This is a genomic window from Luteibacter sp. TLI7-4A (genome assembly GCF_056754745.1).
The window spans coordinates 2,178,323-2,195,690 of sequence record NZ_JBPGWO010000001.1; the positions used below are offsets into that span (position 1 = coordinate 2,178,323).

General features: G+C 66.4%; 15 protein-coding genes. 5 read left to right on the plus strand and 10 right to left on the minus strand.

The features are described from left to right. Positions 1-63: 63 nt before the first annotated feature. The 4 genes from lspA to murJ form a co-directional block, all read right to left on the minus strand. The gene (gene lspA, locus ACR9Y6_RS09605; RefSeq protein ID WP_426287147.1) at positions 64-570 is read right to left on the minus strand and encodes a signal peptidase II; all 507 of its coding nucleotides are present in this window, start codon (positions 568-570) and stop codon (positions 64-66) included. Between the two features lie 49 nt (positions 571-619). Beyond that, positions 620-3,478 carry an isoleucine--tRNA ligase gene (gene ileS, locus ACR9Y6_RS09610; protein WP_481281081.1) on the minus strand — a complete coding sequence of 953 codons (2,859 nt, stop codon included), beginning with the start codon at positions 3,476-3,478 and terminating at the stop codon, positions 620-622. Beyond that, positions 3,475-4,455, minus strand: coding sequence for a bifunctional riboflavin kinase/FAD synthetase (locus tag ACR9Y6_RS09615; RefSeq protein ID WP_481281082.1), 981 nt, complete (start codon positions 4,453-4,455; stop codon positions 3,475-3,477). Before ACR9Y6_RS09615 ends, ileS begins: the two co-directional genes overlap by 4 nt. A gap of 88 nt (positions 4,456-4,543) precedes the next feature. After that, complete coding sequence (gene murJ, locus ACR9Y6_RS09620; RefSeq protein WP_481281083.1) at positions 4,544-6,151, minus strand: murein biosynthesis integral membrane protein MurJ; 1,608 nt, start codon at positions 6,149-6,151, stop codon at positions 4,544-4,546. Between the two features lie 202 nt (positions 6,152-6,353). On the opposite strand from murJ, the gene rpsT reads away from it, so the two are divergent. Next, complete coding sequence (gene rpsT / locus ACR9Y6_RS09625; protein WP_072321609.1) at positions 6,354-6,617, plus strand: 30S ribosomal protein S20; 264 nt, start codon at positions 6,354-6,356, stop codon at positions 6,615-6,617. Between the two features lie 157 nt (positions 6,618-6,774). Here rpsT and cgtA read toward each other — a convergent pair whose 3' ends face one another. The 4 genes from cgtA to ACR9Y6_RS09645 all read right to left on the minus strand — a co-directional run bounded on the left by cgtA (position 6,775) and on the right by ACR9Y6_RS09645 (position 9,415). Continuing rightward, entirely contained in the window at positions 6,775-7,845 is a 1,071-nt protein-coding gene (gene cgtA, locus ACR9Y6_RS09630) for an Obg family GTPase CgtA (RefSeq protein WP_481281084.1), read from the minus strand. 86 nt (positions 7,846-7,931) lie between these two features. After that, positions 7,932-8,189, minus strand: a complete 258-nt coding sequence (gene rpmA, locus ACR9Y6_RS09635; protein WP_144911162.1) for a 50S ribosomal protein L27 — start codon at positions 8,187-8,189, stop codon at positions 7,932-7,934. Positions 8,190-8,209: 20 nt separating this feature from the next. Then, entirely contained in the window at positions 8,210-8,524 is a 315-nt protein-coding gene (gene rplU, locus ACR9Y6_RS09640) for a 50S ribosomal protein L21 (protein ID WP_306851521.1), read from the minus strand. Between the two features lie 366 nt (positions 8,525-8,890). Next, positions 8,891-9,415 (minus strand): DUF2059 domain-containing protein, encoded by a 525-nt coding sequence (locus tag ACR9Y6_RS09645; RefSeq protein ID WP_371022065.1) that lies wholly within the window; start codon positions 9,413-9,415, stop codon positions 8,891-8,893. A 201-nt stretch (positions 9,416-9,616) separates the two neighbouring features. Here ACR9Y6_RS09645 and uvrA point away from each other — a divergent pair, with 201 nt between their 5' ends. The 4 genes from uvrA (at position 9,617) to ACR9Y6_RS09665 (ending at position 15,361) form a co-directional block, all read left to right on the plus strand. Continuing rightward, positions 9,617-12,562: an excinuclease ABC subunit UvrA gene (uvrA, locus tag ACR9Y6_RS09650; RefSeq protein ID WP_481281085.1), complete on the plus strand. Its 2,946-nt coding sequence runs from the start codon at positions 9,617-9,619 to the stop codon at positions 12,560-12,562. Then, positions 12,552-12,992, plus strand: a complete 441-nt coding sequence (locus ACR9Y6_RS09655; RefSeq protein ID WP_481281086.1) for an acyl-CoA thioesterase — start codon at positions 12,552-12,554, stop codon at positions 12,990-12,992. The genes uvrA and ACR9Y6_RS09655 overlap by 11 nt, the downstream gene beginning before the upstream one ends. 108 nt (positions 12,993-13,100) lie before the next feature. Beyond that, positions 13,101-14,567, plus strand: a complete 1,467-nt coding sequence (locus tag ACR9Y6_RS09660) for a DUF4139 domain-containing protein (RefSeq protein WP_481281087.1) — start codon at positions 13,101-13,103, stop codon at positions 14,565-14,567. A gap of 38 nt (positions 14,568-14,605) precedes the next feature. Beyond that, positions 14,606-15,361 (plus strand): enoyl-CoA hydratase/isomerase family protein, encoded by a 756-nt coding sequence (locus tag ACR9Y6_RS09665; protein ID WP_481281088.1) that lies wholly within the window; start codon positions 14,606-14,608, stop codon positions 15,359-15,361. A gap of 535 nt (positions 15,362-15,896) precedes the next feature. Here the strand turns inward: ACR9Y6_RS09665 and ACR9Y6_RS09670 are convergent. Next, positions 15,897-16,829, minus strand: coding sequence for a Nudix family hydrolase (locus tag ACR9Y6_RS09670; protein WP_481281089.1), 933 nt, complete (start codon positions 16,827-16,829; stop codon positions 15,897-15,899). Beyond that, on the minus strand, positions 16,829-17,317 hold the full coding sequence (locus ACR9Y6_RS09675) for a dihydrofolate reductase (protein ID WP_371022071.1): 489 nt from the start codon (positions 17,315-17,317) through the stop codon (positions 16,829-16,831). The genes ACR9Y6_RS09670 and ACR9Y6_RS09675 overlap by 1 nt, the downstream gene beginning before the upstream one ends. Between the last annotated feature and the right edge of the window lie 51 nt (positions 17,318-17,368).

Consider the following 17,368-nt stretch of genomic DNA (forward strand, 5'->3'; position numbering starts at 1 on the left):
CCTCGTGGCCGTGAGGCCATGGCTATGGGCTTTGGGCGCCCTGGGGGCGCCGGAACCCGCGCATTATCGCACGGCGGGCTTGGGCGAGCCGCTGAACAGGCTGAACACGATCAGGGCCGCGGCACCCACGCTGATGGCGGAATCGGCCACGTTGAAGACCGGAAACGGATAGCTGCCCAGGTAGACCTGGATGAAATCGGTGACCTTGGCCGCGTGGACGCGGTCGATCACGTTGCCCAGTGCACCGCCCACGATCAGCGCCAGGGGCGCGGCGGTACGCCAGTCGTGGCGCGGGGTGCGCGAGAGCCACACACCCAGGGTGCCGCTGATGACGGCCGCCAGCAGGACGAAGAACCAGCGCTGCCAGCCGGCGCTATCGGCCAGGAAGCTGAACGCGGCGCCGGTATTGAAGGTGAGCGTCCAGTTGAGCACGCCCGGAATCACCGGATGAGGCGTCTCGGCCGGCTGCAGGGCGGTGAGCGCCCACCACTTGGTCAGCTGGTCGAGCACGATCATCACGGCGGCGAGCCAGAGCCAGGACAGCGCGTTGGGTTTGGGGCGTACGGTCATGCGTCGGGGACCATGGGTGGTGTCAGGGATGATGTGGCGAAGCCGCCGGTCAGAACCAGCGGCGGTCCTCGCCCTGCCCCGTCACGTTCTCCACGCAGCGGCCGCAGATCTCCGGATGCGCCGGGTCGACACCGACATCGGGACGATGGTGCCAGCAACGGATGCACTTGACCGCATCGCTGACCGTGGCCGAGACGTACACCTCGGCGCCGTCCAGCTCCACCCGCTCGGCGGACGCCGGACGGCCTTCCAGCGGCGCGAGCGTCACATCCGAGGTGATGAAGAAGAAGCGCAGTTCGGAAGCCGATTCAGCCAGCGCCGCCTGGGTGGCGATATCGGCATGGATCGTCAACGTGGCGTCGAGCGAGGCACCGATCTGGCCTTCCTTGCGCATCCCTTCCAACACGCGCGACGCCGTCTCGCGGATGGCCAGCAAGGTCGACCACCAGCCGCGCGCGTCGGCGTCCTGGCGCACGTCGAGCCCTTCGTAGAAGGTCTCGAACAGCACCGATTCGCTGCGCGAACCCGGCATGTGCGCCCAGATTTCCTCGGCGGTGAAGCTGACGATCGGCGCCAGCCAACGGGCCATGGCCTCGAGGATCCGGTACATCGCGCTCTGCGCGCTGCGCCGGCCGCGGCTGTCCGTCGGCATCGTGTAGAGGCGGTCCTTCGTGATGTCGAGGTACAGCGCGCCGAGTTCATTGGTGCAGAAGTTCTGCACGCGCTGGACGATCTCGGGGAAGTCGTAGCGCTCGTACGCGGCCACGATCGCCGCCTGCGTGTCCGCCGCCTGTCCCACCGCCCACCGGTCGAGGTCGAGGCAGGCATCGGTGGCGAGCAGGTGCTTGTCCGGATCGAAGCCATCCAGGTTGCCGAGCAGGAAGCGCGCGGTGTTGCGGATGCGTCGATAGGTGTCCGCCACGCGCTTCAGGATCTCGTCCGAAAGCGACATCTCGTTGCGGTAGTCGGTCGAGCAGATCCACAGGCGCAGGATATCCGCGCCCAGGGTCTTCATGATGTCCTGCGGCTCGATGCCGTTACCCAGCGACTTGGACATCTTGCGACCCTGCGCATCCACCGTGAAGCCGTGGGTCAGCACGTGGTCGTAAGGCGCGCGGCCGTGGATCGCCGCCGAGGTGAGCAACGACGACTGGAACCAGCCGCGGTGCTGGTCGGAGCCTTCCAGGTACATCACCTTGTACTCGCTGGCGTCGCCGGCCTGCAGTTCGGGGCGCGCGCCGATCACGGCGAAATGGCTGACGCCGGAATCGAACCAGACATCGAGGACGTCGGTCACCTTCTCGTACTTGTCCGCCTCGTCACCGAGCAGTTCGCGTGGATCGAGCGAGAACCAGCTGTCGATGCCTTCCAGCGCGACCTTCCGCGCGACCTTCTCCATCAGCTCGACGGAATCCGGATGCGGGTCGTGCGTGTTCTTGTCGACGAACAGGGTGATGGGAACGCCCCAGGTGCGCTGGCGCGAGATGCACCAGTCCGGACGACCTTCGACCATGCCGGCGATGCGTTCTTCGCCCCAGCCGGGTACCCAGCGCACGGCCTTGATCGACGTGAGCGTGGTGCGGCGCAGGTCGGCCTGCTCCATGCCGATGAACCACTGCGGCGTGGCGCGGAAGATCACCGGCGTCTTGTGCCGCCAGCAGTGTGGGTAGCTGTGCGTGAGCTTCGCCGAGGCGAGCAGCACGCCACGGTCGCGCAGCAGGTCGACGATCTGGTCGTTCGCCTTCCAGATGTGCACGCCGGCGAAGGAGACATCGCCCGCCAGGGGCAGGTCGGCCCGATAGACACCACGGCCGTCGACGTAGTTGAGCGTGCCGATGCCATAGTTCTGGCCGACGACGAAATCTTCCGCGCCGTGGTCGGGCGCGGTATGCACGGCGCCGGTGCCGTCCTCGTCGGACACGTGGTCGCCGAGGATGATCGGCACGTGCTTGTCGTAGAACGGATGACGCAGCGGCTGGTTCTCCAGCACCGCGCCCTGCACGCGCGCGAGCACGTTCACGGTCTCCACGCCGTAACGCGCCAGCGCCTTCTCGACCAGCGCCGAGGCGATCACCAGCAGCAGCGGCTTGCCATCACGCGACGGCCCTTCGACGAGGGCGTATTCGAGTTCGCCACCCAGCGACACGGCCTGGCTGGAAGGCAGCGTCCACGGCGTGGTGGTCCAGATGGGAACGGCGATGTCCGCTTCGCCCGTGGCGATGCCGAACAAGGCGCCGAAGGACACCGGATCGACCGCGTCATAAGCGACGTCCACCGCCGGCGAGGTCTTGTCGGCGTATTCGATCTCGGCCTCGGCCAGCGCCGAACCGCAATCGAAGCACCAGTACACCGGCTTGGCGCCACGCACGACGTGGCCGTTGGCGACGATGCGTGCCAGCGCGCGGATCATGTCCGCCTCGTAGGTGAAATCCAGCGTGCGATACGGCTTTTCCCAATCGCCCAGGACACCCAGGCGCTTGAAGTCGGCGCGCTGCAGGTCGATCTGCGCCATCGCGTACTCGCGGCACTTCTGCCGGAACGTGGCGGCGTCGAGCTTGTCGCCCGCCTTGCCGAATTTCTTCTCGATCGCGATCTCGATCGGCAGGCCATGGCAATCCCAGCCCGGCACGTAAGGCGCACGGTAACCGGCCATCAGCTTCGACTTGACGACGACGTCCTTGAGCACCTTGTTGACCGCATGGCCGAGGTGGATCATGCCGTTGGCATAGGGAGGGCCGTCGTGCAGCACGAACACCTTGTCGCGCTCCGCCGTGTGCGCCTGGATCTGCGCATAGCGGCCCACGCGTTCCCACGTGGCCAGCCAGCCCGGCTCGCGCTTGGGCAGGTCGCCACGCATCGGGAAATCCGTCTGCGGCAGGTTGATGGTGTTCTTGTAATCCTGGGTCATCGCTGGGAACCGTGGGTTTCTGGGGCATCGACAAGTATGGGGTTCATCCCAAGGGCCTGCCGGGCGGCGATCTCGTCCTGGCGCATCTGCGCGGTCAGGGCGTCGAGGCCGTCGAATTTTTCTTCGTCACGCAGTTTCCGAACGAACTCCACGCCGATGCGCTGGCCGTAGAGATCGCCGGAGAAATCGAAAAGGTGGGCTTCGAGCAGCGGCTCGCGCACCTCGTTCACCGTCGGCCGGTAACCCAGGCTGGCCACGCCCGGCCAACTGCAGGGACCGTCGCCGATGCCGATGCGCACGGCGAAGATGCCATGGATCGGGCTCACCCGTTCACTGAGATGGACGTTGGCGGTGGGATATCCAAGGGTGCGGCCCAGCTGCTGGCCGTGTTCCACATGGCCGTCGATGACGAACGGCCGTCCCAGCAGGCGGGCGGCCTCACCGAAACGGCCTTCGGCCAGCAGCGTGCGCACCCGGGACGACGACACCCGTTCGCCGTCGACCCGTACCGGTGGCACCGCGTGCGCGGTGAAGCCGAGGTCGGCGCCCATCGCCTGCAGGAGGGCGAAATCGCCACCGCGACGGTGGCCGAAGCGGAAATCCTCACCCACCCACACTTCGCGCGCGGCCATGCGGCCGACGATCACCTTGCGGACGAAGTCCTCGGCGGACATCGCGGTCAAGGCCTGGTCGAAGCGCAACGAGAGCAACTCGCGGATGCCGGCGGCCGTCATGCCCTCGGCCTTTTCGCGAACCCCTGAAAGGCGCGGCACCGGCTCCTTCGAAAAGAAGGCGCGGGGCAAGGGTTCGAAGGTGATGACGGCGGGGGCCAGGCCGCGCGCTTCGGCCCGCTGGCGCACCTCGGACAGGATCGCCTGGTGGCCCAGGTGCAGCCCGTCGAACGCGCCGATCGCGACCACGCTGCCTTCGGGTGCGAGGCATGGGCCGTCGACGTCGCGATGAAGTCGCAGCGTCATGCCGGGGCGCCCTTGGATCGATGCGGAATAAAAGCCATCAGGCCAGTATAGCCGCCCCATTGCGCCGCACAATGCGACGCCGTGCGCCTCACCGGGCGCGCAGGTCGCGCAGGCGGAAACCCATCGCGAACAGCGTGCCCACGTAAGCGCCGCCGCCGGCACCGACCAGCACGGCCAGGCGCCATACCCGCTCCCATTTCTCGACCGCGCTCCATTCCGGCCAGACATGCAGGCCGGCGAGCAGGACGGACACCATCACCGCGCAGGCGACGCCCAGGCGGGCCAGATGACGGCCCCAGCCGGATTGGCGCGTATACACGCCGGCCTTGCCCAGCCAGCGCCAGAGCAGCAACAGGTTGAGATAGCTGGCCAGGGCGCTGGCCATGCCCAGGGCCATGTGCAGTCCCGGGATCGTGGCGATCGCCTCCATCCACGATCCCGCCTTCTGCGCCGGGGTCGCCCAGAGGAAGAACAGCAACGCCAGGAAGGCCACGTTGAAGACCATGTTGGCCACCAGCGAAGCCACGCCGGCGCGGACCGGGGTCGTCGTGTCCTTGCGCGCGTAGAAGGCCGGCAACACGACCTTGACCAGGGCGAAGGCGGGCAAGCCGAAACTCAGCGCCGAAATCGACAAGGACGCCATCCGCGTGTCGAAGGCGGTGAACCGGCCATGCTGGAAGATCGTGGCCACCAGCGGCACCGAAAGGATCATCAGGCCGAACATCGCCGGCACGGCGATCAGCAGCGTCGTGCGCAGGCCCCAGTCCAGCGCGCGCGAGAAACCTTCCTTGTCGGTGGTCACGTGGTGGCGCGACAGCGAGGGCAGGATCACCGTTCCCAGCGCCACGCCGAACACGCCCAGCGGCAGTTCCAGGAAGCGGTCGGCCTGCGACAGCCAGCTCTGCGAACCGGCGATGAGCAGCGAGGCGATCACCGTGTCGAGCAGCAGGTTGATCTGTGCGACCGAGGAGCCGAACAGGGTCGGCACCATCAGCCGCATGATCCGGCGCACATCCGGCGAACTCCAGCCCCAGCGCGGCAGCGTGAGCAGGTCCAGCTGCTTCAACGCGGGCATCTGGAAAACCAGTTGCAGCACGCCGGCCACGAGGATGGCCCAGCCCATCGCCATGATCGGCGTGTGCAGCTTCGGCGCGAGCCACAGCGCCCCGGCGATCATGCAGAGGTTGAGGATCACCGGCGTCAGCGCCGGCAGTCCGAACCGGTGGAAGCTGTTCAGCGCGCCGCCGCTCAGGGCGGTGAGCGAGACGAACAGGAGGAAGGGGAAGGTCAGCCGCAGCAGGTCGACGGTGAGACCGAATTTTTCCGGTGCCTCGACCGCGCCCGGCGAAAAGAGGGCCGTTACTTGTGGCGCGAAGATCACGCCCAGGGCCACCACCACCAGCAGGACGCCGCCAAGGGTGCCGGCGGTCAGCGACATCAGCCGCTTCAGGTCCTCGTGCGGACGGGTCTCCTTCACTTCCGTGAAGACGGGCACGAAGGCCGTCGAGAACGAGCCTTCGGCGAACAGCCGCCGCATGAAGTTGGGGATGCGGAAAGCCACCCAGAAGGCGTCCGTCGCGGCATTGGCACCGAACGAGGCGTTGATAGCCATATCGCGGACCAGGCCGAGCACGCGGGACACCATGGTCATGCCACTGAAGCTGAGCATGCCGCGAAGGAGACTGGGGGTTTTCATCCGGACGAGGAATACCTGGAACAAACCCCTAGTTTGACAGCGGCGCCGGGGCGGAGGACAGTCCGCCATCTGGAATTTCCGGGGCGGTCCGCCCTTCCCGTCCGCCGACCCGCCCGCGCGGGGGCTAAGCTATTGACGCAACCCGTCTTTGGCTTCAAAATGAGCGTCTTTTTTAAAACCAACCGAACTCTGGAGCTTTACCTTGGCCAACATCAAGTCCGCGAAGAAGCGTGCGCGTCAGTCGGAGCAGCGCCGTCTGCGCAACGTCAGCGCGCGTTCCATGGTGCGTTCCGCACTGAAGAAGGTCGTCAAGGCGATCGACGCCAAGGATAAGGCTGGCGCCGTCAGCGCGTATGCCGTCGCCGTGCCGGTGATGGATCGCTACGCCGCCCGTGGCCTGATCCACAAGAACAAGGCCGCTCGCCACAAGAGCCGCCTGAACGCGAAGATCCGCGACCTGGCATAAGCCTGCGCGACATCGCCGTTCGCAAAAAAGCCGGCTTACGCCGGCTTTTTTGTTGCCCTATATTGTGGGAGCCGCTTCAGCAGCGATCCCGCGGCAGCGGGCCCGGGTTAAACGGCAAGCACCCATCGCCGACAGGGTCGGCTCCCACCTCCCACCCTCAGTCTTCGCCGCGCATGCGGACATCGTCCGCCGCCTCGGTACGTTCGCGGCGCGCGACGCGCTCGGCATCGAAGAACTGCTGCACCTTCAGGCACACATCCCACGTGCCGACCTGGCCCGCGGCGGAAACGACGAACCACGGCGCCGTCCACTCCAGCCGCGCGACGATGTCGTCGACCACGTGCTTGAGCTCGTCCTCGTCGTCGATCACGTCGGACTTGTTGATCACCAGCCAGCGGGGGCGATCGACCAGTTCGGTGTCGAACTGCTGCAACTCGTGCTCGATCGCACGAACCTGCTCCACGGGATCGGAGCCGTCGATCGGCCGGATATCGACCACGTGCAGCAACAGGCTGGTGCGCGACACATGGCGCAGGAACTGGATGCCCAGGCCCGCACCATCGGCGGCCCCCTCGATGATCCCCGGGATATCGGCGATCACGAAGCTCTGGTCGGTACCGATGCGCACCACGCCCAGGTTCGGGTGCAAGGTGGTGAAGGGATAATCCGCCACGCGAGGCGTCGCCGCCGACACGGCACGGATGAAGGTGCTCTTGCCGGCGTTGGGGAACCCGAGCAAGCCGACATCTGCCAGCAGGCGAAGCTCGAGTTTCAGGTCGCGCACCTCACCCGGCGTACCCGGCGTGGACTTGCGCGGAGCCCGGTTGACCGAACTCTTGAAGTGGATATTGCCCAGCCCGCCGCGCCCACCCTGCGCCACCTTGAGGCGCTGGCCGTGCATGGTGAGGTCGCCGATGACCTCGTCGGTGTCGACATTGGTCACCACGGTGCCGACCGGAACGCGGACTTCGATGTCTTCGCCGCCCTTGCCGTACATCTGGCTACCCATGCCACCCTGCCCGCGCGGCGCCTTGAACGAGCGCATGTGGCGGAAATCGACGAGGGTGTTGAGCCCCTCGTCGGCCACCAGCCACACCGAACCGCCGTTACCGCCGTCGCCACCATCGGGGCCGCCGAACGGAATGAATTTTTCACGACGGAAGCTCACGCAGCCGTTGCCGCCGTCACCGGCCGAGACCCTGATTTGCGCTTCGTCGACGAATTTCATGGAAGATGGCCTGGTAGAAGTGATGCCGCCGTACAAACGAAAAGCCCCGCCTATGGCGGGGCCTTCGCTATCGCGTCGAAAGAGGCTTACGCCTGGACGACGTCGACGAACTTGCGGCCCTTTTCGCCGCGGGTCTTGAACGACACGGTGCCGTCGACCAGCGCGAACAAGGTGTGGTCGCGGCCGAGGCCGACGCCCACGCCGGCGTGGAACTTGGTGCCACGCTGGCGAACGATGATGTTACCGGCTTCGACAGCCTGGCCACCGTAGATCTTCACGCCGAGGTACTTCGGGTTCGAATCGCGGCCGTTACGGCTGGAACCTACGCCTTTTTTATGTGCCATGACTTATATCCTCCGGCGACTCAGGCGTTGATGCCCGTGATCTCGATTTCGGTGTAATGCTGACGGTGTCCCTGCGTGCGCTTGTAGTGCTTGCGACGACGGAACTTGACGATGCGGATCTTATCGGCGCGGCCGTGGGCGCGAACCTTCGCGCTGACGGTGGCACCGGCGACCAGCGGGGCGCCAACGGTGATCGATTCACCTTCGCCCACCAGGAGGACCTGGTCGAACTGGATGGTGGAATCGACTTCGGCGGGGAGCAGCTCGACGCGCAGGATTTCACCTGCCATCACACGATACTGCTTGCCACCGGTCTTGATGACTGCGTAGCTCATGGTTGTTTCCTGTTGCTGATTATGTAGTTCTTTTTAGGGTCTTGCGGGTGTTGCGAATCGCGAATTATAGCGGGGCCCAAAAGGCAAGGTCAATCAGTTGGTTAAGGCCGGAATGCCGGGACGGGCCCTGGTCGGCCTCCCTGGAAGACATTGGTTTGAAAACATGGCCTTAGCTTCTGTCCGGTGGACGGGAATCGCCGACAGGGTCGGCTCCCACCGGGCAAGGGCCTCGATGGGAACCGCCTGGCTCGGGATGGAAGCCGGCCTGATCAGGATAGGAACCGGCCTGGCTTGGTGGGAGCCGACCCTGTCGGCGATGCCGCCGAAGGCGGCTGCCCCCGCCGCGCCCCACTCTCCCCGCCGGAACTACTTCTTCTTCGCAGGCGCCGCCGGGGCGGGGGCCGGAGCCGGTTTCGCCGCCGCGCCGGCCGCCGGGCACTGGCCCTGCTGGTTCAACGTGCCCTGGCTCTGCAACTGGGCGATCATCTGCTGGCCGCGTTCCTGGCCCCACTGCTTGCCGATCTGCATGCCTTCGGCCATGGTCGCCGGCATCTGCGTGATCACCTTCTGGCCCAGGGGCGAGCGGTAGAACTTGAGCAGGCCGTCGATATCCTCGGCCGTGAAATGCTTCTGGTAGACCGGAACCATCCGTCCGATCAACTGGTTGGTGGCATTGGCATCCACGAAACCCTGCCAGTAGCTGGCCGGCACGCAAGGCAACGCGTTCTGCATCACGCCCGCCATCTGGCTGTTCATCTGGCTGAGCATGCGGCCCATGCCGACGGCATCCATCAGCTGGCGCACCTGCTGCTCGGAGGGCGGCGCCGCCAGCGCCTGTCCCGCACAACCCGCCAGCACCAGGCCGGCAGCGATCCCTGTCCACTTACGCATGCGTGTCTTCCTCTTCGAATGGGTGGCTTCGACCCCTCCCCGGGGCCGGGCCATGGTAGCCGCGCGCGGCCCTCCGGGTAACCCACATCCGGCAGGGTTCCGGTCCCGCATAACAAATGTGATGACCTGTCAAAGGTCGATACGGAATGAAGGCCGAAAACCCTTGGTATAGTCAGCGACTTCCCCCATTTACGTCGGCACATGGACAGCATTCGCATCCGCGGCGCCCGCACGCACAATCTCAAGAATATCGACCTCGACCTCCCCCGCGATCGCCTGATCGTGATCACGGGGCTGTCCGGGTCCGGCAAATCCTCGCTCGCCTTCGACACGATCTACGCCGAAGGCCAGCGTCGTTACGTCGAGTCGCTGTCCGCCTACGCGCGGCAGTTCCTCTCGATGATGGAAAAGCCGGACGTGGACACGATCGAAGGCCTCTCGCCGGCCATCTCGATCGAGCAGAAGTCGACGTCGCATAACCCCCGTTCCACCGTCGGCACGATCACCGAGGTGTACGACTACCTGCGCCTGCTCTACGCGCGCGTCGGCACCCCCCGTTGCCCGACTCACGGCATCGCCCTGGAAGCACAGACCGTCAGCCAGATGGTCGACACGGCCATGGCACTGGACCCGGACAAGCGCTGGATGCTCCTCGCGCCGGTCATCCGGGAGCGCAAGGGCGAGCACGTGCAGGTGTTCGACCAGCTGCGCGCCCAGGGTTTCGTCCGCGCGCGCGTCGACGGCGAGGTGTACGACCTCGACGCCGTGCCGCCGCTGACGCTGCGCCAGAAGCACACCATCGAGGCGGTGATCGATCGCTTCCGTCCGCGCGAGGACATCAAGCAGCGCCTGGCCGAGTCGTTCGAGACCGCGTTGCGCCTCGGTGACGGCATCGTGATCCTCGTCGACATGGACGACAAGAAAGCGACGGAGCAGCTGTTCTCCTCGCGCTTCTCGTGCCCGATGTGCGACTACTCGCTGCCGGAGCTCGAACCGCGCCTGTTCTCGTTCAACTCTCCGGTCGGCGCCTGCCCGACCTGCGACGGCCTGGGCGTCACCCAGGTCTTCGATCCCTCGCGCGTGGTCGGGCACCCCGAGCTCAGTCTTGCCGGTGGCGCCATCCGCGGCTGGGACCGTCGCAACGCCTACTACTACCAGATGATCGTTTCACTGGCGAAGCATTATGGCTTCGATCCGGAGACGCCCTGGCGCGAGTTGCCGAAATCGGTGCAGAACGCCGTCCTGAACGGTTCCGGCCGCGAACTCATCCCGTTCCGCTACATCACCGAGCGCGGCGGCAAGGTGACCCGCGAGCACAAGTTCGAGGGCATCCTGCCGAACCTGGAGCGCCGCTACCGCGAAACGGAATCCGCCGCGGTACGCGAGGAACTGGCTCGCTACATCGCCGATCATCCGTGCCCGGATTGCGGCGGGCAACGTCTCAACCCGTCGGCACGCAACGTGTTCGTGGCCGATCGCGCGATCCCTGAACTGACATCGCTCGCGATCGACAATGCCCTGTCCTTCTTCGAGAAGCTGAAGCTGCCGGGTTGGCGCGGCGAAATCGCGGTGAAGATCGTGAAGGAGATTCGCGAGCGCCTCACCTTCCTCAACGACGTCGGCCTCAATTACCTCACGCTCGACCGCCAGGCCGACTCCCTGTCTGGTGGCGAGGCGCAGCGCATCCGCCTGGCCAGCCAGATCGGCGCCGGCCTCGTCGGTGTCATGTACGTGCTGGACGAGCCGTCCATCGGACTGCACCAGCGCGACAATGAGCGCCTGCTCGGCACCCTCACGCGCCTGCGCGACCTCGGCAACACGGTGATCGTGGTGGAGCACGACGAGGACGCCATCCGCGCCGCCGACCATATCCTCGACATCGGCCCGGGCGCCGGCGTGCACGGCGGCCACATCGTCGCCGAGGGTACGCTCGAACAGGTGCTGGCGTCGCCCCGCTCGGTCACGGCGAAGTACCTCAGCGGAGAGCGGGGCATCCAGGTGCCGGCCAAGCGCCGCCAGGCTCGCGACGACCAGTGGATCGAACTCAAGGGCGCCACCGGGAACAACCTCAAGGACGTCGACGTCCGCATCCCCGTGGGCACGTTCACCTGTGTCACGGGCGTGTCCGGTTCGGGCAAGTCCACCCTGATCAACGACACCTTCTATCGCCTCGCCGCGATGGAACTCAACGGCGCCAGCGAGCAACCGGCACCGTACGATTCGATCGAGGGCCTGGAACTGTTCGACAAGGTGGTCGACATCGACCAGTCACCGATCGGCCGCACCCCGCGTTCGAATCCGGCCACTTATACGGGCCTGTTCACGCCCTTGCGTGAGCTCTACGCACAGGTGCCCGAGTCGCGCCAGCGCGGCTACACGCCGGGCCGTTTCAGCTTCAACGTGCGCGGGGGCCGCTGCGAAGCCTGCGAGGGCGACGGCATGATCAAGGTGGAGATGCATTTCCTCCCCGATGTGTACGTGCCCTGCGACGTGTGCCACGGCAAGCGCTACAACCGCGAAACACTGGAAGTGCTCTATAAGGGGCACACCATCGCGGACGTGCTCGACATGACCGTGGAAGATGCCTTCAAGCTGTTCGAGAACGTACCGGTGATCGCGCGCAAGCTGGAAACCCTGCGAGCCGTCGGCCTCGATTACATCAAGCTCGGCCAGAGCGCCACCACGCTCTCCGGCGGCGAGGCGCAGCGCGTGAAGCTGTCGAAGGAACTGTCCAAGCGTGACACGGGAAGCACGCTCTACATCCTCGACGAGCCCACCACGGGCCTGCATTTCCACGACATCGAACAGTTGCTCGACGTGCTGCACAAGCTGGTCGAGCACGGCAATACCGTGGTCGTGATCGAACACAACCTCGACGTCATCAAGACAGCCGACTGGCTGATCGATCTCGGGCCCGAAGGGGGAGCGGGCGGCGGGCGTATACTTGTCAGCGGCACACCGGAAACGGTCGCCGCGACGAAGGAATCGCATACCGGCCGGTTCCTTCTGCCGCACCTGAAACCGTCCAAGCCCGTCGCCAAGGTGGCGACGAAGGCGACGACGAAGGCGGCCAGCAAGGCCGCCACGAAGAAACCGGCCGCCAAAGCGGCCCCGGACGCGAAGAAAAAAGGACTGCATGACCACTGAAGCCTCGAACACCCCGACGCCCGTGCCGCTGTTCATCACGCCGATGGACGTGCGCTGGCAGGACCTCGACGCCTACAACCACGTCAACAATGCGAACTACCTGGTCTATCTGCAGGAGGCACGCATCAAGTGGCTGGAACAGCTGCCGGGCAAGTGGTACGGCGACGACGGCACGCCGGTGATGGCGCGCAGCGAGTTGAACTACCGCATGCCCATCGAATACCCGGCGGACATCCAGATCGAGCTTTTCGTCAATCGCATCGGCACGAGCTCCATGACCATCGGCCACCGCATCGTGACCAGCGACGACGCCACGAAGATCCATTGCGACGGCAGCGTCACCATGGTCTGGATCGACCCGAGGAACGGGCGCCCGGTACAGGTGCCGCAGGTGATCCGCGACGCGGTGGCGGAAGCCGAGAACGCCTGAGCCAGGCAGGCAGGTCTCGAAAGTGAGGCCTGCCGCACTTCGCAAGATCGCGCGGATTCAGATCCGACCGGTATGATCCGTCAGGGTCACCCACGGAGAGAGTGAATCATGCTGCGCCGTTCCCTCGTACTCGCGATCGCCTGCGCCGTCGCCCTGCCCGCCCTTGCCGCCGATGAGCGTACCGCGCTCACGCTCTACCGCGCCGATGGCGACCAACTCTTTTCCACCGGCGGCGATGCCGTGTCCGGCGACGGCTACGCCGTCGTCCACGAGCGTCGCGCGTTCGACCTGAAAGGCGGCGTGCAAGACCTTTCCATCGACGGCCTTCCCGCCGCGCTGGACAGCGAGGCCATGTCGCTGCGCTTTCCCGGCAAGAACACGCGTGTCGTCTCCCAACGCCTGTTACTCGGGCAGGGTTTCGACGGAGCCGTGGCCGGACTCGTCGGCCGCAACGTCAGCGTGATCGGCGAGAACGGCCAGCCGATCGCCACCGGCACCCTGGTCCGCGGCGGCGACGCGCTCGTCGTACGCGAAGCGAACGGCCAGGCCAGCCTGATCCGCCAATACGCCGCCCTGCGCGCGGCCGATGCCACGGACTTCGCCCGCGGCTCGACCCTGCAGGTGCGCGTCAACGGCGGCTCGGCAGGATCGACGACCGCGCAACTCGACTATCCCACCTCCGGGCTCGGCTGGCGCGGCGCCTACGTGGCCACGCTCGCCCCGGGCAACACCTGCCGCATGGCCTTCGACGCCGCCGCCAGCATCGCCAACCGCAGCGGGCGCGACTGGAAGGACGTGTCCCTCAAGCTCGTCGCGGGCGACGCGCGCCGCGCGAAGGCACCGCCGCAGCGGGAGAAGATGTTCATGGCCCGCGCACCCGCCCCCATGGCGGCCATGGACATGGCATCGGCGGAACCCCGCCAGGCCACGCTTGGCGACCTGCGCACCTACACCCTGCCCACCGCGGTCGACCTTCCCGATGGCAGCGTCACGCAAACCCCGCTTTACGACAGCCGCACACTGGATTGCCAGCGCGAAGCCGTCTACGACACGGGCATGGCCTACCAGCCGCCACAGCCGCGCATGGAGCGTGACATCGGCCTCCCGACGAACGGCGTGCCGGTCGTCTCGAACCTGCGCTTCAAGGCCTTCGACGCCCTTCCCGCCGGGTACGTGCGCGTGCTCACCACCGACCGCGACGGTAACGCCGAACTCCTCGGCGAGGGACGCCTGGACGACACGCCGAAGAACAAGGACACGACCGTATCGCTCGGCAACGCCTTCGACCTCGGCGCGACGCGCGAGCAAACGGCCTTCACCGCCGATGCCGCCGCGCACCGCATCGACGAAGGCATGCGCATCCACCTCACCAACGCGGGCGACACCGCCCGTACCATCGTCGTGCGAGAACATCCCGGCCGCTGGCGCGCATGGACGGTGACGTCTTCCTCCGTGAAACCATCGAAGGTCTCGCCGGAATTGCTCGAGTTCAAGGTCGAGGTGCCGGCCAACGGCAGCGCCGATCTCGATTACGCGGTGCGTTATACCTGGACCGACGCCGACCTGCCCAGGTAACACGACCCGATCGCCCCATCCACACCACGGACAACGACATGCTCGACATCCTCCTGCACGACGGCGACATCCACGAGATCCGCATGGCGCGCGCGCCGGTCAACGCATTCGACATCGCCCTGGTCCGGGCGCTGCGTGACGCGATCGCCGATGCTCCTTCCAACGGCGCGCGCGGCATCGTGCTGTCGGGTGCGCAGGGCATGTTCTCCGCCGGCGTGGACGTCCCTGCCCTGCTCCAGCGGGACCGCGCGGGCGTACGCGAATTCTGGGACGAATTCTTCGCCCTGTGCGGGGCCATCGCCGCCTCACGCGTTCCGACGGTGGCCGCCGTCACCGGTCACAGCCCGGCGGGTGGCGCGGTGGTTTCGCTGTTCTGCGATTACCGCGTGATGGCGCACGGCCCGTACAAGATCGGCCTCAACGAGGTGCAGGTGGGGCTGTCGGTTCCGGAGCCCATACAGTTCGCGATGCGCCGCATCGTCGGCTCGTACCGCGCCGAGCGCTTGCTGGTGGCCGGCGCGATGGTCGACGCCGAGCAGGCCCACGCGATCGGGCTGGTCGATGAACTGGCCGCGGTCGAACAGGTGGTCACGCGCGCCGTGAACTGGCTGGCCGACCTACTCAAGTTGCCGCCGAAGGCCATGCTGCGCACGCGGGCCATCGCCCGCGCGGATCTCGTCTCGGTGTGGGGCGACACGTCGAACCTGCTCGATCCCGGTTTCATCGACGATTTCTTCGGCGATGAGACCCAGGCCGTTTTGCAGGCGCTGGTAGCCCGACTGAAGTCCAAGTAGAAGCATCGCCGCTGAAACCTTGGAGAGAGTCGTCACGCATTTTCCGAGGGTGGCTGGCGACATCAGGCTCGGCTTCGCCATCGTGTTTTGCTTTGCCCCGAGGCAGGGAAGCCGTCGCGATGAGCGAAGGTGATTGTCTTGGTCGGCTTGCGTCGTGTGCGAGCGCGGACAAGCCATGCCTTTGATATGCCGTCGGCGTTGTGTGATGCGATAGGTTTTCGCGAGCACCCATCGCCGACAAGGTCGGCTCCCACCTTGAGTCGCCTCTGGTCGGCAAGAAATTGCTACCGGTCGGCACGTGGCGTCCGCGGAAAAAGCCGTGCGTCAAAGCACCTTCACCCCGCTCGTCAAACAACCCACCGCGTCGTTTGGAGGGGGAGGCGTCGGGTGTCGTTCTCAGAGCGATTCCGCAGGGAGGCGTAGGCCGGACGAGGACTTAGCGAAGAGAACGGCACCCGGCGGCTCCCCCGTGCCTCGACACCAAAAAACGCGATGGCGAAGCCGAGCCGTGTCCCTCCGGCCTCCCCAAAGAGCCTCAGAAAAACCCGCGAATCCCCGCCACGCCCTGCCCCGCATGCATCCGCGCCTCGGCCATGTCCCCGGGCCCGAGCCCACCCAACGCATAGACCGGGAGCGACGCCGCCTCGGCCAGTTTCGCGAAACGTGGCCACCCCAGCGGCTCGGCATCGGGGTGGCTTGCCGTCGGCAGGACGGGCGACAGGGTCGCGAAATCGCAACCGAGCCGCGAGGCGAGCGCAAGTTCTTCCGCATCGTGGCAAGAGGCGCCGACGACATGGGCCGGTGGGAGCGGTCGCGCCGTCAGGTCGCGCAGTTGCGCTGCGGCCAGATGCACTCCCGCGCCAGCACCCAACGACAACGCGCCTTCGATATCGCGGTTGAGAAGCAGATGCGCTCCGAAACGCCGCACATGGGGTAATACGCGTGACGCCACCGCGCGCACGACCTCGACAGGCTGTGCGGGAAGGCGCAGCTGCAAGAGCCGCTCGCCGCGGTCCAGGGCTGCGAGCAATCCGGCGACGGCCTCGTCCGGCGTCGCCAGGGCCGCGGTGATCGGGTAGCGCCCCGGCAGGCGAGCCGCGGCGAGGATCGGCCGGTCGGCCGGGGCGAGGATGGCCGGATCGATCGCCCAGGGCTCATGCCACGCGATAGCCGCCGCGTCGAGCGCCTTCGGTTCGCCGTTCCAGGCACGGACGACCATCGCTTCCAGCACCATCTGGCGCGTCCCGTAGTTCCACGGCACGCGGATCAACGCTTCGAACGAATGCGGATCGACGACGATCCCCAGTTCTTCGTCGAGCTCGCGCTCCAGCGCCGCCGCGGCGACCTCACCCGGTTCGAGTTTCCCGCCGGGAAACTCCCACAGGCCCGCCAGGTGCTTGCCCGGCGGCCGCTGGGCGATGAGGATACGGCCGCGGTCGTCGACGAGGACGCCGGCGACGACGTGCATCAAACGTTCCGGACGTATTCGACCATGTCGAACGGATGCGGATGTTCCTTGTCGGCCGCGTGGTGCACGCGCGACACCTCGGTCCACTCCTTGAAATCGATCCCGGGAAAGAAGACGTCCGCGCCTTCCACGGCCGCGTAGACCCACGTGAGGTAAAGGCTGCGCGCGTACGGCAGCGCCTCGCGGAATACTTCGCCGCCACCGATCACCATGAGGCCGGTGTGGCCGCAGCTGGCCTGGGCCTCGGTCACCGAGCGCACCGTGATCTGCCCCGGGAAAGGCGCCACGCCCTTGCGCGAGAGCACGTAGTTCACCCTGCCCGGCAGCGCCCGGCCGATCGACTCGGCGGTCTTGCGGCCCATCAGTACCGACTTGTCCATCGTCAGGCGCTTGAAGTACTTCAGGTCGTCGGGAAGGTGCCAGGGAAGTCCTCCCTGCTTGCCGATGGCAAAGTTTTCATCGAGCGCGGCAACCAGGTGAACGGCCATGAAACTTCCTTCGCGAGTCAAAGACGGAAATGGTCGGGCCTGCGGCCCGTG

Coding starts and splice junctions, on each gene's coding strand:
- lspA (WP_426287147.1), bottom strand. CDS start 570: ATGACCGTACGCCCCAAACCCAACGCGCTGTCCTGGCTCTGGCTCGCC.
- ileS (WP_481281081.1), bottom strand. CDS start 3,478: ATGACCCAGGATTACAAGAACACCATCAACCTGCCGCAGACGGATTTC.
- ACR9Y6_RS09615 (WP_481281082.1), bottom strand. CDS start 4,455: ATGACGCTGCGACTTCATCGCGACGTCGACGGCCCATGCCTCGCACCC.
- murJ (WP_481281083.1), bottom strand. CDS start 6,151: ATGAAAACCCCCAGTCTCCTTCGCGGCATGCTCAGCTTCAGTGGCATG.
- cgtA (WP_481281084.1), bottom strand. CDS start 7,845: ATGAAATTCGTCGACGAAGCGCAAATCAGGGTCTCGGCCGGTGACGGC.
- rpmA (WP_144911162.1), bottom strand. CDS start 8,189: ATGGCACATAAAAAAGGCGTAGGTTCCAGCCGTAACGGCCGCGATTCG.
- rplU (WP_306851521.1), bottom strand. CDS start 8,524: ATGAGCTACGCAGTCATCAAGACCGGTGGCAAGCAGTATCGTGTGATG.
- ACR9Y6_RS09645 (WP_371022065.1), bottom strand. CDS start 9,415: ATGCGTAAGTGGACAGGGATCGCTGCCGGCCTGGTGCTGGCGGGTTGT.
- uvrA (WP_481281085.1), top strand. CDS start 9,617: ATGGACAGCATTCGCATCCGCGGCGCCCGCACGCACAATCTCAAGAAT.
- ACR9Y6_RS09655 (WP_481281086.1), top strand. CDS start 12,552: ATGACCACTGAAGCCTCGAACACCCCGACGCCCGTGCCGCTGTTCATC.
- ACR9Y6_RS09660 (WP_481281087.1), top strand. CDS start 13,101: ATGCTGCGCCGTTCCCTCGTACTCGCGATCGCCTGCGCCGTCGCCCTG.
- ACR9Y6_RS09665 (WP_481281088.1), top strand. CDS start 14,606: ATGCTCGACATCCTCCTGCACGACGGCGACATCCACGAGATCCGCATG.
- ACR9Y6_RS09670 (WP_481281089.1), bottom strand. CDS start 16,829: ATGCACGTCGTCGCCGGCGTCCTCGTCGACGACCGCGGCCGTATCCTC.
- ACR9Y6_RS09675 (WP_371022071.1), bottom strand. CDS start 17,317: ATGGCCGTTCACCTGGTTGCCGCGCTCGATGAAAACTTTGCCATCGGC.